The 13,060-nt window shown below is 32.9% G+C and carries 23 protein-coding genes; 2 read left to right on the top strand and 21 right to left on the bottom strand.

Features of this window, described 5'->3' with window-relative positions:
* Positions 1–17: 17 nt before the first annotated feature.
* From PBV87_RS08770 to PBV87_RS08750, 5 genes are all read right to left on the bottom strand, one after another.
* A complete protein-coding gene (locus PBV87_RS08770; RefSeq protein WP_271011932.1) occupies positions 18–1,274 on the bottom strand; it encodes a PBSX family phage terminase large subunit in 1,257 nt (418 codons plus the stop codon).
* Complete coding sequence (locus tag PBV87_RS08765) at positions 1,255–2,085, bottom strand: terminase small subunit (protein ID WP_271011931.1); 831 nt, start codon at positions 2,083–2,085, stop codon at positions 1,255–1,257. Before PBV87_RS08765 ends, PBV87_RS08770 begins: the two co-directional genes overlap by 20 nt.
* A gap of 246 nt (positions 2,086–2,331) precedes the next feature.
* Positions 2,332–2,781, bottom strand: a complete 450-nt coding sequence (locus PBV87_RS08760) for a hypothetical protein (protein WP_271011930.1) — start codon at positions 2,779–2,781, stop codon at positions 2,332–2,334.
* A gap of 701 nt (positions 2,782–3,482) precedes the next feature.
* The gene (locus tag PBV87_RS08755) at positions 3,483–3,644 is read right to left on the bottom strand and encodes a hypothetical protein (protein ID WP_271011929.1); all 162 of its coding nucleotides are present in this window, start codon (positions 3,642–3,644) and stop codon (positions 3,483–3,485) included.
* A 49-nt stretch (positions 3,645–3,693) separates the two neighbouring features.
* Positions 3,694–3,936, bottom strand: coding sequence for a hypothetical protein (locus PBV87_RS08750; protein ID WP_271011928.1), 243 nt, complete (start codon positions 3,934–3,936; stop codon positions 3,694–3,696).
* Between the two features lie 99 nt (positions 3,937–4,035).
* On the opposite strand from PBV87_RS08750, the gene PBV87_RS08745 reads away from it, so the two are divergent.
* Positions 4,036–4,527 carry a hypothetical protein gene (locus tag PBV87_RS08745; RefSeq protein WP_271011927.1) on the top strand — a complete coding sequence of 164 codons (492 nt, stop codon included), beginning with the start codon at positions 4,036–4,038 and terminating at the stop codon, positions 4,525–4,527.
* Positions 4,528–5,080: 553 nt separating this feature from the next.
* Entirely contained in the window at positions 5,081–5,365 is a 285-nt protein-coding gene (locus PBV87_RS08740; protein WP_271011926.1) for a hypothetical protein, read from the top strand.
* 58 nt (positions 5,366–5,423) lie between these two features.
* Here PBV87_RS08740 and PBV87_RS08735 read toward each other — a convergent pair whose 3' ends face one another.
* The 16 genes from PBV87_RS08735 to PBV87_RS08660 all read right to left on the bottom strand — a co-directional run bounded on the left by PBV87_RS08735 (position 5,424) and on the right by PBV87_RS08660 (position 13,026).
* On the bottom strand, positions 5,424–5,750 hold the full coding sequence (locus tag PBV87_RS08735; RefSeq protein WP_271011925.1) for a hypothetical protein: 327 nt from the start codon (positions 5,748–5,750) through the stop codon (positions 5,424–5,426).
* A gap of 46 nt (positions 5,751–5,796) precedes the next feature.
* Positions 5,797–6,027: a hypothetical protein gene (locus PBV87_RS08730; protein ID WP_271011924.1), complete on the bottom strand. Its 231-nt coding sequence runs from the start codon at positions 6,025–6,027 to the stop codon at positions 5,797–5,799.
* A gap of 42 nt (positions 6,028–6,069) precedes the next feature.
* Complete coding sequence (locus PBV87_RS08725; RefSeq protein WP_271011923.1) at positions 6,070–6,531, bottom strand: class I SAM-dependent methyltransferase; 462 nt, start codon at positions 6,529–6,531, stop codon at positions 6,070–6,072.
* A gap of 24 nt (positions 6,532–6,555) precedes the next feature.
* Positions 6,556–7,125, bottom strand: a complete 570-nt coding sequence (locus PBV87_RS08720) for a hypothetical protein (protein WP_271011922.1) — start codon at positions 7,123–7,125, stop codon at positions 6,556–6,558.
* Positions 7,126–7,156: 31 nt separating this feature from the next.
* Entirely contained in the window at positions 7,157–7,516 is a 360-nt protein-coding gene (locus PBV87_RS08715) for a hypothetical protein (RefSeq protein ID WP_271011921.1), read from the bottom strand.
* Positions 7,517–7,587: 71 nt separating this feature from the next.
* Entirely contained in the window at positions 7,588–8,016 is a 429-nt protein-coding gene (locus PBV87_RS08710; RefSeq protein WP_271011920.1) for a RusA family crossover junction endodeoxyribonuclease, read from the bottom strand.
* The gene (locus PBV87_RS08705) at positions 8,013–8,273 is read right to left on the bottom strand and encodes a hypothetical protein (RefSeq protein ID WP_271011919.1); all 261 of its coding nucleotides are present in this window, start codon (positions 8,271–8,273) and stop codon (positions 8,013–8,015) included. The genes PBV87_RS08710 and PBV87_RS08705 overlap by 4 nt, the downstream gene beginning before the upstream one ends.
* Positions 8,266–8,952, bottom strand: coding sequence for a replicative helicase loader/inhibitor (locus PBV87_RS08700; protein ID WP_271011918.1), 687 nt, complete (start codon positions 8,950–8,952; stop codon positions 8,266–8,268). Before PBV87_RS08700 ends, PBV87_RS08705 begins: the two co-directional genes overlap by 8 nt.
* 2 nt (positions 8,953–8,954) lie before the next feature.
* Positions 8,955–9,794 carry a phage replisome organizer N-terminal domain-containing protein gene (locus tag PBV87_RS08695; protein ID WP_271011917.1) on the bottom strand — a complete coding sequence of 280 codons (840 nt, stop codon included), beginning with the start codon at positions 9,792–9,794 and terminating at the stop codon, positions 8,955–8,957.
* A gap of 10 nt (positions 9,795–9,804) precedes the next feature.
* Complete coding sequence (locus tag PBV87_RS08690) at positions 9,805–10,134, bottom strand: hypothetical protein (protein WP_271011916.1); 330 nt, start codon at positions 10,132–10,134, stop codon at positions 9,805–9,807.
* A 2-nt stretch (positions 10,135–10,136) separates the two neighbouring features.
* A complete protein-coding gene (locus PBV87_RS08685) occupies positions 10,137–10,772 on the bottom strand; it encodes an ERF family protein (protein ID WP_271011915.1) in 636 nt (211 codons plus the stop codon).
* Positions 10,769–11,296 (bottom strand): host-nuclease inhibitor Gam family protein, encoded by a 528-nt coding sequence (locus PBV87_RS08680; protein WP_271011914.1) that lies wholly within the window; start codon positions 11,294–11,296, stop codon positions 10,769–10,771. Before PBV87_RS08680 ends, PBV87_RS08685 begins: the two co-directional genes overlap by 4 nt.
* Before the next feature lie 11 nt (positions 11,297–11,307).
* A complete protein-coding gene (locus PBV87_RS08675) occupies positions 11,308–11,538 on the bottom strand; it encodes a hypothetical protein (RefSeq protein WP_271011913.1) in 231 nt (76 codons plus the stop codon).
* Between the two features lie 54 nt (positions 11,539–11,592).
* Complete coding sequence (locus tag PBV87_RS08670) at positions 11,593–11,805, bottom strand: hypothetical protein (protein ID WP_271011912.1); 213 nt, start codon at positions 11,803–11,805, stop codon at positions 11,593–11,595.
* 11 nt (positions 11,806–11,816) lie between these two features.
* A complete protein-coding gene (locus PBV87_RS22875) occupies positions 11,817–12,551 on the bottom strand; it encodes an HNH endonuclease signature motif containing protein (RefSeq protein ID WP_271011911.1) in 735 nt (244 codons plus the stop codon).
* Between the two features lie 76 nt (positions 12,552–12,627).
* Positions 12,628–13,026, bottom strand: a complete 399-nt coding sequence (locus PBV87_RS08660; protein ID WP_271011910.1) for a hypothetical protein — start codon at positions 13,024–13,026, stop codon at positions 12,628–12,630.
* Positions 13,027–13,060: the final 34 nt, after the last annotated feature.

Below are 13,060 nucleotides of genomic sequence, written 5' to 3'. Positions count from 1 at the left end.
GTGGTAATTTGCTCTTCCTAAATAGAAATTGCACCAACAAATCCTCGTTTATCTTTCGCCATAACTGCATATCTTAAAGCATCTAGTAAATGGTTCCAATCATCTATTGGCTTATTTAAAATGGCCCCATCTTTAGTATCCCAGATGTAATTATCAAGCTCTACTTGTGTCCAATGACAAGATGGAAGTACGTAGATTTTGTACTGCTGCACTAACTGAATACCATAAAGCACGCTGTCAGGACCTTTTTCGCAAGGCTCTACCCTGTAAATCCCATAATCTTTTAATTCATCTATGAGTCGTCCTTCTGCTGAATCAGCTATAATCCGTTCTTTGGCATAACCTTTATACTTAATCATCTTGGCTAGAGCTGGGCCTTTCATACCTCTTTCATAATGCTCATCAAAGACATAAATAGCCTTGTTATCTTCGTCCTCATCAATAATAGCTGCTATTAAAGCCGATGGATCATTAATATAACCAAAGTCTAAACCAAAGACTGCTCTTGTTGTTTTTTTCTTTAAAAGTTCCTCAACCTTGAAATCTTTAACTGTATAGTCATAAACAGTACCTTCTGCAATACCCCACTCACCCTCTCCCTCTACTTTGTAGCGTTTAGGGTGGTCACGCTTCATCTTCTCAAAGACTTTTAAATCGTCTTCTCCAAGCCATTCATTGCATTTGTAAGTCGTTGTAATAGCCAATATGTCATCGTCTTCTACATCAAAAAAACGCTTCTTTAACCAATGTTTCTCACTCCATGGGTTAAACGAAAGCGTTATCTGTTTAAAATATCCTTCTGGTAATTTACCTCGAATAGACATATCTATTTTATTGAATGCGTCCTCATCCATTACTTGATATGCTTCTTCAAACCAAGCCCAACATAAATAACCGATACCTACAGTAATAGATGTAATAGACATAGGGTCATCTAGCCCTCTAAACAATATCTTCTGTCCTGTTGGGAGATAAGTAGCTTCAAGTGGTGACTTACTAAACTTCCATAAATGAGATACTTTTAGGTTATTAGCAGCCCATTTAAGCTGTGTCCAGGTAGAATCCTTATGAGTGTTAAATACCCGTCTTACAACTAAGGTATTGGCTAAAGGATACTTCATCATATTGTAAATAATCCATTGCGCTATAGTAGTTGATTTTTTAGAACCACGTGAGCCTTTGACCACTCTATATCGCCCTTTAAATCTCCAAAAGGTGCCATAACCTTTACCAATCTTTTCAGATAGATGTACTTTAATCTTCAAGCTCTTCATCTCCTGTAAATACAACTTGTTGGCTTAAATCTATTTGATGTTTATTTATCTTCTCTTGCTCTAGTTCAAGTTTTCTTTTAGTCACTTCTGGTAATAGATCCATCCTATCAGCAAGCCATTCCATGGCCTTCATCTTGTCATGAAGCTTTACAGATATACCATCTTTACCTTGTTTAATCTCACTAATTAAACTACCATCAACCTCTTGGTAATCTCTAAACTCTGTATAGTTTACCTCAACAGTTATAGGCTCACCATCATCTGTCTTACCTACTTCTATATCTTTCCTACCAAACTTTACATAGTCTGTTATATCTGCAAAAGCAATACTTATGTATTGGTCAACAATCTTTTTAGCTAATAACTTAGTATTGATAACAGCCTCTTCTAAAACTTCTTCTGTCACCCTAGCTACTTCTTGTTTAATGTCAACATTTGTCAACATCCTAGAGCCACATCTTCTAGCTGTTTCATAATTGCATTCGTATGCTTTCATGTATGCCTTAGTCTTATTAAAATTCTCTTGAATGTAGTAAAGACAAAAGAGTTTTTGCTTATCTGTTAATCCACTACTCTCTATCTCTTCCATTTCATGCTTTACAATTAACTTCTTTTCATTAGTAACGTTACTTTTGATTTGATTAGTAACGTTACTTTTGGACTCTTCCCATCTATCCTGGTTCTTCCACCTTCTGATTTGAGTTTCTGATACATTCAATTCTACTGCAATATCTTTAAGTAACTTAGTTTTACCAGAGTCCAACCATAACTTATACGCCTTATCTCTGTTAGGGCTTCTTGCTCTAGCCATTCCTTTAATGCCACCTCCTAAAATAAAAAAGCATCATAGACCACAAAATTCTGCGGGCGATGATGCTTGTCCTTCAACTTATGAAAGACAGATTTACCATTTATATAAAACACTAGCTATTCATTACACAATATGCATAAAATACAATTAACACTTAAATCCTCAACTAGTCTTTTACTTAATATCATTCTATCACATTTACCATATGCTGTTATTAGTTATGTCTAAGAATATTCTTAAATAAGTCTAAGATAAAGTATAGAAATATTTTTCTAATATACTTCTCTTTAATGCACTTAAATAGTCAGGATTCATATTTAGCTCAAGAGACAGCTCTAAAAGAGTTGTACTCTTAATATAAAAGCCTTCTATTAGCTTCCTATCCCTGTCAGATAACGTTTCCAGTATGTTATCTATCTTTTTAATTAGGCGCCTACACTCTAATAGCCTAAAATACTTTTCATCTAAGTCTTGCGTACGTCCCATTAATGTATCTTCTATTAGGCTGGTTGCACATCGTGCTGTACTTCTCCCTGGTATAGGATTATTATTTTTATTCCCTCCTGCATATACTTCTGTAGCTCCTGAGCCATAACTAGGTCTATAACCTTCCAAATCAATTTCAAGGTTATCAACTTCTACTTTTAATAACTTATATGATTTTAATTTTTCTTCTATCAGTCTAATATCTTGCAAAATATCCCTCCTAAAAGAAATTTTGAACTAATTTTTAAAAATGATATTGATTTTCATTTTCTTTTATGTTATTATTATTTTGACATGATTAATACATATTGTTTCAACATTTCCCTCCCGATTTGGGAAGCACTAGCTCAAGTTAGTGCTTATTTTTTTGCCCAGTTAAAGTTAATTTTTATGTAATACATATATTTAACGTATTTGACCATAATAATTACTGTATTTCACATTTACTGCTGAATGATTTACTAGAGTAGCCTTGAGTTGTCGACTCCCTCATAGCTACTCTATACATATCAAAATCAATTTTTATTTTATACATAAATTTTCTAAGCTCTACACATACTATTATTGATTTGGTAACATACCTTACTCATACCCCATATGATTAATTCAATTAGGATAGCCAAAAGAACTTGATCCTTCCTATGCTATCCTATACATAGTAAAATAAAATTTTATCTCTTATTATAAAATATTATCTTATAATTACTATTATATAATATTTATTTTTCAAATTATCTATTTAATCTCTCCCATATATTCCTTTAATCTTTATAGGAGAAGTTATCAGTAATCAGTAACCTATCTTAATAGAATATTCCCTTGGCACTTATGATATTTTCCATCTTTCAGCCATATAAAGAACAAGTATACTCCTACCGCCAAGGGAGTATTTTTTTGCTCAAAAACATTCTTTATTTACTACTGTTACTAAACGCTCCTCCAACCAGTCCAATCATTGCTATCAATATGTAATAATGACTTGTTGTTAATTCTATATTCATAAAAGGCTGGATTACTTCTAGCATCATAATATCCACATCAAACCATGTTAAAATCCACGCTACTAGCAACACTCCTACAAATCCATCTAATATAAATTACACCTCCCAAAAACATTTTTTATTACATCCGCTGGCTAAAATTCTTATTAACTTCTCCAACTCTCTTTTTCATTTCTTCAAATGCTTTTCTCTTTCTAGCTATTTCTTTCTTTGCTTTAATAGTTTCAGTAACACCTATGATCCAGGCAAATGGCATCATAATAATTCCAAGTACAACTACCACTGCCAACATGCCTACTAAGAATATTACTGGCATAAGTGCAATTGTTCCTATCACAGCTATTATTCCTACTACCAGTTCCATGCTTTGCCTCCCAAAAACTAATTTTATGACTTATAATTGTATGCATATTATTAATTAAACGGGTTAACTTAAATAATAAATAATTTTTTGAGGTGCCAAATGAAAAGATATTTCTCACACAAGGCTTTCATCCCCTTGCTCTTAACCACTGCTCTTATATTTGCTTCATCTTCACTAATCGCATCTACCACAGATACTTCTTCACATGATAAAATTATTCAAAGATTTATTGATGATATACAATTGCTTCAAAATCAAGTTTTTACACTAGCTCAATCAACTTTTAAAGAATGCTCTAAAGATAAGTCAAATAGGATAACTGAGATTAATCATATTAATAGTAGCATTGAAATTCTTAACAAAGAAATTCTAGAATATTTATCAACTCTCCCTAGTATTAGTTCTCAAAATAGTGATACCTTGCTTGTCCAAAATGCTTTGAACCTTGTAAAAAACTCCTTATATCAAATTGATTTATTATCAGATGCAACAACTAACTTAGAACAATTTTTAATTTTACAGGAATTTTTTAGGCTTAGGGTAAATGCAACGGAGACACTTGTAGGCCTTAGAAATCTTCTTTCATACTAATAAACTTACTTAAGAGTGATGGTTAGGTAAGTTTATCACTCTTAAGCTCTTTTATAATCTATCAAAATGCTTTCTAAGATCAACTACGTCCCATCTCATCCTTTCAGGAAAACTATTTTATTGTGTTTGAACTTCCCTTTTTTTATGCTTAAATATAAATATATAAAAAGGAGGTTGTATTATTATTGTATAAAAAATTTACTATGTTTTTTTACAGTTGTTTAACTCTTATTGTAATATTAAATATTTATGTGTTATTCTTCTTAGATCTTGATATAGACCTTTGGTATTCATTAGTTACATATAGTGCCTCTGTTGTATATGCGCTACTTTCATACAGTGCTTATACGCAGAATGAAGCTATTAGAGAAAAATTTTTTTGTGCATGTAGTTGGTTCGTAGTTGCTACTATTTCACTAATAAGGTTTCTCATGTAAGCCTTATTAGTGAAATAGACTAAAAGAATTATTTTATTACTTATACGTTAGATTCAATTGTTATTCGCATTACTATTTGTTATAATATTTTATACAAATTATAAAGGGGTTTTTTTATGGACTTTACCGAATTAAAAAATAAGCTATACAGTATTTCATTCTCTATACATGAACATATGGATTGTTCTACATATGTAGGCAATGGAAATGATTTTTACATCAACTTCGACCAAGATCCATGTGTTATTAAAATTTCTAAGACATTAGACGTAGATTTAATGAAGACTAAAGTTATAGAAATACAAAAATTATTAAAATCTTATAACTTTATCAGCACTGTAATTGTTACTGATATCAGTCCTATAACAAAAGAATACAAAATAACTTTTCCTAAAAATTAATCTAGCCGAGAGGAGGGTATAATTAACCTCCTCTTTTATAACCAAAAATTATTTTTATTTAGTCTGCTTGCTCATACATTAAAACATCATACCCTGCTTCTCGCATTACTTTACACATAGCTTCTACTTGCCTACATCGGTCATTCCCTTGTGCTGCTACTGGTATGCTAATAAAGTATCTAGTACCTATCCATTGCCTTCTTCCTCTTGTATAAAGACCTGCATCTTTTACAGCCTGTATAACCTTTTCTTCCCTTGCTCCTGGTAGTGCAATCGTCATACTATCCAAATTAGCAGTTCCACCATCTTCACCCCTAACAGCCTCTTTTGCTGCTTCCTTCGTTTTAATTAAATCCTCTGTCAACTTCTTGTAATCCATCTTCATTTTTAAGCACTCCTCATAGTATTTATACACTTCACAATCTTCACTTTTATTTACCAAGGTAAATTTTACGATCCAACTTCTTTGCAAGTAATGCAGATTTTTTACCCTTCTTATCACTTGCGCTAAGTAGCCTGTTTAAATCTTTTGTAAAGTTCGCACCGTTTACTTGATAATTTATTCTTCTCACAATGAGACTCACTTCTATCCACTCATACGGGTTATCATCACACTTTAACTTCCTAAGTTTTCTTTGTAACTTCTTTAACTTATTCTTCATCTTCTTACCTCCCTAAAAAGTTACTTTTATTAAATTGGCCAACTACATTTTCATAAATGCTAGCCAATGCGTTTTACTTCTCTTATTCCCAAACAATGGTTCTTGATCTAGTACCTTTAGTACATCTTTTAACTTTACCTGGTCCTCATTCCACTTGAATATCAGAACCCCATAATCATCAAGTACCCTCATGCATTCTTTGAATCCTTGATTTATATCTTCCTTCCAGGTATCAGATAACCTTCCATACTTTTTGGCCAACCATGAATTTTCACCCGCCTTAACTAAATGTGGTGGATCAAACACTACTAATTTAAAAGATTTATCTGGATAAGGCATGTTTCTAAAATCCGCGATAACATCTGGATTAACTTCTAGCTTTCTACCATCACATAATGTATCTTCTAGCTGGCGATTATCCATATACACCACTTTGTCATGCTTCTTATTAAACCAAAACATTCTACTGCCACAGCAAGCATCTAATATAGGTTTATCTAACATGTTCCCACCTCTAAAAATTTACTTTTATTTATCTTCAAGTTGCTCAGCTGCCATCTTTAAACCAACTAAGTAAGCTCTTATTCTACTTGGTATTACTGCTCCAACGTCATAGATCCATTCCCAGTAATCTTGGTCAAAGTCTTCTAACTCACTACCAAATCTTTCTCTTACCTCATATGCCCATTCATCTACTCTACAACATTCATTTGCAAGCTCTTTTAAATCTTCAAATAGCTGAGTATATTCGTCTTCTTCACGATCAACAAAAACTTCTTCTAAATCTTTAATAGCCTGCTCACTATCAAAATCTTTTTTATCACTGCCATATGCACTTAGCTTTTCATAGAAATAATGTAGCCCTATGCTCATATCTTTAAAACTTTTAGGTGTTGCATTCCATGTTAAATCAAATACTGCAGTTCCTAAATCGCCACTAATATAAAGCATATTCCCATCCAGTACATACCTAACGTAATAACAACGTGTACCTGGTTCTTTCCACTCTAATATGCTTACTTTTTCACTAAGCTTCGTATATGTAGCAACATGATTTTCAAACCAATGTTGTCTTATTCCATCATCTGTTATCTTCATCCTAACCACTCCATTTAATAAAAAATTGAATTTATAAACTATCTACTGCATCTTTTAATTTATCCCAGTAATAAACTTGATCCTTCGTTAATTTAGAATTGTCCATAACATCTCTAAAATCTTTAAGTGCCTCAATAACTTGTTTTGAATCAAAATACTTCTCTTTCAAATTCTCTAGGGCTTCCTCTAGTTCTTCACATTCACTTTCATATTTTCCAGATGCATATTCAAGGCTCTCTATTACATCATTTAATCTTTCAATCTCTTCACTGTTATCAACACAATCTTCTATGAACTCTTTTAAAGGTTCAAATATTTCTTCTGGCACTATATCTTTTAAATCGTCTACTTCCCGTACTATGTATGGCATATCATCTTTCCAAATAACCATAGTGTTCACTTCCCTTTGCTATTTAAACCGAAGTTGTAGCTCTCCAAACTCGTCTACAACTTCTATGTACTCTACTTTTTTTGTTCAACTTCATACAACATCACTTCGACTCTTGGATTGACACTGTAATACTTCTCTACTGTTAGTTTTACAATTTGACTATCATCTGAATAAGCTATGCCATTAAGGCTGTCTAAAACGATTTTAGCCACATTATCAAGGTCTGGTTTTTTAGTTGGATGTAACTTGCCTTCATCAATCAACTGTCTATTTTTCTTGGTCATACTTTTAGGTATAGGATACATAGCAACTATCCTAGCTTCTATTTCCCCCTCTAACTTGGTTGCATCTTGTGTATTCTGATACACCCACTTAACTAAATTTTCATAGCTTAGCGTTTCTTTTGGTGTTATAGCTTGACTTCTGCCTTCCTTGTTCATAAATACTCTAGGTCGTGCTTTCCCTTTAGGTTCTCCTGGAATAGTAAATCTTACATTCATCCTAGCACCCTCTTCCAAAATGGTTTCTTTGCAGATAGATTGATTTCTAAATTACTAACTTCTGATTTTAAAGACTCAATTTTTCTAACCTGCTCATTAATTAATATTTGTTTATCTAAAACTATTTCTCTCAAGTATTCATTTCTAATCTCATAAGAGTTACACTCTTTTCTAAGTTTCTTAAGTTCTTTAGCCTGCTCTTTCACCTTTTGCCTATTACTTAGATACTTTGGGGCTGTTTTCTTTCGTTTATTCATTCGTTAACCTACCTTCCTGTGCTCTTGCATAAACTTCTCTAAGCATGCCACACTGTTTTATGTTGTAATCTATTTTCTTATCATCCGTAACAGGACCGTATGTAATCTGTTTTACTGGCTCACTATTGATAAGTTCAAACATCTCTTCTTTTTTATCTAGACGTATCTGATCTATCTGTCCACTTAACTTAGGTCCTAAAGACAATTCTTTTCTTACTCTTTCATTAACTGCTTTCATTGCCTTAGTAAATTGACCTCTAAGAGGTTCTATACTTTCAGTTGGACACATACTTATAGCCTTTATGCCTCCAACCCATTTAACAGCTTCTCTAACTTGCAAAGGTAATTCTTCCATAGCCTTATCTTGTGCATAAATTCCACCGTATTTACCAATAGCATTTATTACTAACCCCCAGGCTTTCTCATCGTCTACCACTTCTGGTAATAAAAGCTCTGCATATGCCTCTTTTATGTCTGCTATTGTTGGTACCCATTTTGATGTATTAATAAGTTTTCTTATAGCAATAAGTGCCATGTTATAATCCAATTCAATCAAAAAAGCTATCCAATACTTACATGCTTCTGTATAGTTATTGTCTTTCTGATAAATCTGGAGTTCAAATTTAGGATGACAAGACTTAATCATAACCAGCAGTTCTACGCACTGTTCTTTCGTCACTTTTATTCTCCTTCCAAAAATGCTATCATTTCAGGGCTCTTAGGCTGAAATTCCTGCTCTCCTTGTTGCACTACCACAATATCTACTTCCTGATAGTTTTCATCCAGGTAATCTACATAACCACTATTAAAAAACGTACTGCCATTTTGTGGTTTTCTCCATGTCTCTTTTTGAAGTCCTGACTCATAACGTTCTATGCAACGTATCAGTTGTTCATATCCATACTTCTCTATAAGCTTAGGAATTTTTTTAATAGCTGTAGCTTTACCTTTCTTAAGCGGGTATCTAGCCCACACAGTGTCAGCTTGCTGCACTATATGTTTTTTATTCTCCTTATCTTTCTCTATCTCTTTATCTTTATCTTTATCTTTATCTTTCTCTATCTCTTTCTCTTTCTCTATCTCTTTCTCTGGTGGAGTTTTGTCTGGACATTTTAAGGACAAACGTCCGGACAATTGTCCTTTTTCATCCTCTATTTGTTTCCTGTATGCCCTTTTTCTATCAGCTTCATCACTGCTTCTACCAATAAAATTTTGTATATCAGATATGTATATTGCACCATTATCTAGCACTTCTATAAGTCCAAACTCTTGGAATAATTTAAGTGCAACCACCATAGTATCTTTATTCACTCTTATAACCTTTGCTAATATCTCTGGTGTATATGGTATGATATTGTTAAACATCAACTTCCCTTCATTTTTTAAGCTTTTAAGATATAGCTTTAACAAAATATTGCTATACATGTGTCCATTTTCTATACTTTCAAGCATCAAAATTTCTTCTCTCTCAAAAAAGTTCTCCTGTAGCTTGATATAATAGTATTTTTTATTATCAGCCATATTGCCACCTCTATGTATTTCTTCTTGACCACATTAAATATTCATTTGCCTGTTTCCATATCATTCTGCTACTTTCATGTATGTACTGCATTTGTCTATATCTTTGATGTGACCATTCTTTAAATGCTGTAACACTAAAGTCTTTATCACTCAAATCCTTTATTTTTCTGGAGGTAGCCTGTATTTCAGACCACCTCTGAGCAACTGCCCAACTGTCTTTCATAAGTTTAAATGCTTCGTCTGCATCTTCTTGTCCAATATCTCTATAACGTCTAGCTATTTCGTTATATTGCTTGCAATCCTCGGGCAATATGTCTTGAAAATCAGATTTGATAACCATAACTAATTACCTTTATGCTGTTTTAATGCATCCATCATAACCTTACATGCAATCTTTATATTTGTGTCTGTAGCTTTATCAACTAACCACTCGAAGTATTTAATATCTTCTTTATAAATTTCTTTTAAGGTCTTTCCTTGATATTTTCCAAAAGTGCAAATTATAGAACCTGCTTCTTCTGGTGATGTATTTTCATCAACTACATACTGAGGAGGTGTCGCCTTATTAGCATCATCATCCTCTCCAGTATTAAGATTGAGAATAGCTTGATATGAATAACGCCTTAAGTAACTAATAACACTCCCTGCTGCTTGTGGATCTTTAGCTATTTCAAAACTACCACCTTTAACCATTCTTACTGGTGTCATATATAAAGGTTCACTTTCTATAAATTCCCCACTTTCATGTAGGAGCATTGTCTGCACTCCTATTTCTCCTGTTTCTTTAGCTAAAGGAAATTGCATTATAGACAACCCATGCGATTGCAAAATAGGTCTTGTAGCCTGTATAAGAGCATCCAATGTAACATACTCACTTTTAAACTGCGGATTCTTAGCATCCTTAGATATTTTAGATACTTCACCATTAAATTTAGCTAATGCTACAGCTATCTCTTTTATACTTTCAGATTTATTCATTTAATTACCAACTCCTCTGGTACTTCTATAACGCCTAATCCGTCTATATTAACAACTTCTCCTGTCTCCTTGATAATGATTACATCATCCTCCAATATATCTAATTCAGATTTAAACTCAGCCCACTTAAAATCTTGTACCTCTTTTGTGCTCACATACTCCATAAGGTTATTAGCAAGTGCATAATCAAGTAGCTTTTTCTTATCATAATCAATTTTCTTAGTAGCTTTTTTTAATATCACATCTCCACAAAGTAAAGATACTTTAAATTGAGTCTTTGTCTCTGCTTTAGGTACAGTATCCATAAGGACTTTCAACTCTTCTTCAAGATGTCTTATACGTGTATATTGTAATAAGTCTTTATCTTCCCACTGCTCTTTTATCAGTCTTACACGCTCATTAAAAACTGCCTCTAACTCTACACGTTGTTCATTTATTACGTTAATCTCTGCTATAATTTCATCCATACGTGCTTTATTTTGCACAGCTACTGGATCTAATTCGATTTCTTTTTTCTTTGCCATATGTATACCTCCTAAAATGGTGTCCCGTTTTCTCTCCAGGACATAACTTCTTTCTCTAATGCCTTAAATTCTTCCTTTAGTTGAAGATAATTTTCTAGTAAATTTTTATCAGTAATCTCATCTTCAACAAACTCTCTATAGGCTGATAATACTTGGATTTCTTTGTTCGCTTTCTCTATTTCTGAATCATACCTTTTAAAAATTAGTTCTAATAATTCACCAACTTCTAAGCGTTTTATCATTTACAACCACCTCTCTTTGTGGTATTGTGAATTTGTTATTTTTTCTTAAGCGCATCACTTACGTTTGCCGACGTTGTGATGCTTTTTTCTTTTCTTATAAACAACTCTAATATCTCGATGCACATCCTTAATACGAACTTTAAAACCATTCTTTAGTTCTGCATAAAGGCCCTCAAATTCATCAGATACAATAACTCCTTTTTTCTTTTTGTACCTAATCTTATCTCCTGCTTCTATTAGAGTGCCTTTACAATCTTTGTAGTACACGCTCTCCCTCCTTAATCTGCATAGAGTAATTCATCAACTACTTGCTCTTCCCATTTCCATATAAATCCTATAGCTGGACGATTTTGTTTTATTGCTCGCTGAATAGTAGATTCATCTGCAAAATTAGCTTTCGCAGCCTCAATCAATGATGGATATTCTTCTACTATTACTCCTGTTTTTTCATCCATCTGTACGACAGGCTTTTTCAAAAGACTTGTTGCTTCTCTATAAAGAAAAGCTTGTTTTGTAATAAAACCTAAGTTGTCTACATGGTTATTGGCTTTATTACCATTTTTATGATAAATAATATGTCCCTCTGGAACTTCACCAATGAATAGTTCAACCACTTTTTTATGTGCTTTTAGGCTTTGAACTTTACCATCTACATGGATATTAATCCTTAAACCTCCACGTTTTTTAGTCATATCTGGTAACCTATAAACAATCTTATCTTGACACCTCACTTTAGACCTATATCTCCCATAGCTACTTACTTGCCATAAACTATTAGGTATATCACGCCATACTTCATCAGGTATAACTTCTTTGGCTAATAGTTCTCTAAATACGCCAATAGGTGTATCTACATCTAATATGTAACAATTTAAACTTCGTATCTTGCTTCTATGTTTAAGTGCATACCTTAATCCTGATAGTGTTCTTCCAGCTATACCTGCTATTAAATCCAATGTCATTTTCTTTCTTTCAGCAGTAACTGGATCAAAAAGAATAAATTGCTTTGCCACTTTAATCCCTCCTGTTCAAATCTTCATACTTAATAACTTTTACTGTGCGAATGCTCCCACTAACTAGCAGATACTTCTATCTTGCATAATAAAAATCTAGCATCTTTCTAACTCTTCTATACATTGATAATTCTTGTTTTCTCGAAAGTTCACTGCTATTTTCACGATCTATATAACGACTTAAAGCATGTTTCAACATGTTAAGCTCTCTTATGCTTACTTCCAATACTGCTTTTACTGAACCAATCTCTAGGGCTTCATTCTCACTATTTAAACAGCTCATGCATTCTTCATAGCTACTAAAATGCCCTACACAAGCATCTCCTGTTGTATTATCTATAGCTATATATTGGCTACCTTCTTTAATAATAAATTTCCCTAACGGACTTCTATCCTGTTCAATCTTTCTAGCTTCATCCATAGTAATCATCTTGATATTACTTAAACTACTTGCATAATTATTAATCGCTTGCATGTCTTGTCCTCCTTTTTAAGTTTCATATATTCAG

Source organism: Holtiella tumoricola (genome assembly GCF_027857615.1).
Taxonomy (GTDB): Bacteria; Bacillota; Clostridia; order Lachnospirales; family Cellulosilyticaceae; genus Holtiella; species Holtiella tumoricola.
Note: the sequence above shows the minus strand (reverse complement) of the source record. Positions and strands in the feature narration are given on the sequence as shown.

Coding starts and splice junctions, on each gene's coding strand:
- PBV87_RS08770 (WP_271011932.1), bottom strand. CDS start 1,274: ATGAAGAGCTTGAAGATTAAAGTACATCTATCTGAAAAGATTGGTAAA.
- PBV87_RS08765 (WP_271011931.1), bottom strand. CDS start 2,085: ATGGCTAGAGCAAGAAGCCCTAACAGAGATAAGGCGTATAAGTTATGG.
- PBV87_RS08750 (WP_271011928.1), bottom strand. CDS start 3,936: ATGGAACTGGTAGTAGGAATAATAGCTGTGATAGGAACAATTGCACTT.
- PBV87_RS08745 (WP_271011927.1), top strand. CDS start 4,036: ATGAAAAGATATTTCTCACACAAGGCTTTCATCCCCTTGCTCTTAACC.
- PBV87_RS08740 (WP_271011926.1), top strand. CDS start 5,081: ATGGACTTTACCGAATTAAAAAATAAGCTATACAGTATTTCATTCTCT.
- PBV87_RS08735 (WP_271011925.1), bottom strand. CDS start 5,750: ATGAAGATGGATTACAAGAAGTTGACAGAGGATTTAATTAAAACGAAG.
- PBV87_RS08730 (WP_271011924.1), bottom strand. CDS start 6,027: ATGAAGAATAAGTTAAAGAAGTTACAAAGAAAACTTAGGAAGTTAAAG.
- PBV87_RS08725 (WP_271011923.1), bottom strand. CDS start 6,531: ATGTTAGATAAACCTATATTAGATGCTTGCTGTGGCAGTAGAATGTTT.
- PBV87_RS08720 (WP_271011922.1), bottom strand. CDS start 7,125: ATGAAGATAACAGATGATGGAATAAGACAACATTGGTTTGAAAATCAT.
- PBV87_RS08715 (WP_271011921.1), bottom strand. CDS start 7,516: ATGGTTATTTGGAAAGATGATATGCCATACATAGTACGGGAAGTAGAC.
- PBV87_RS08710 (WP_271011920.1), bottom strand. CDS start 8,016: ATGAATGTAAGATTTACTATTCCAGGAGAACCTAAAGGGAAAGCACGA.
- PBV87_RS08705 (WP_271011919.1), bottom strand. CDS start 8,273: ATGAATAAACGAAAGAAAACAGCCCCAAAGTATCTAAGTAATAGGCAA.
- PBV87_RS08695 (WP_271011917.1), bottom strand. CDS start 9,794: ATGGCTGATAATAAAAAATACTATTATATCAAGCTACAGGAGAACTTT.
- PBV87_RS08690 (WP_271011916.1), bottom strand. CDS start 10,134: ATGGTTATCAAATCTGATTTTCAAGACATATTGCCCGAGGATTGCAAG.
- PBV87_RS08685 (WP_271011915.1), bottom strand. CDS start 10,772: ATGAATAAATCTGAAAGTATAAAAGAGATAGCTGTAGCATTAGCTAAA.
- PBV87_RS08680 (WP_271011914.1), bottom strand. CDS start 11,296: ATGGCAAAGAAAAAAGAAATCGAATTAGATCCAGTAGCTGTGCAAAAT.
- PBV87_RS08675 (WP_271011913.1), bottom strand. CDS start 11,538: ATGATAAAACGCTTAGAAGTTGGTGAATTATTAGAACTAATTTTTAAA.
- PBV87_RS08660 (WP_271011910.1), bottom strand. CDS start 13,026: ATGCAAGCGATTAATAATTATGCAAGTAGTTTAAGTAATATCAAGATG.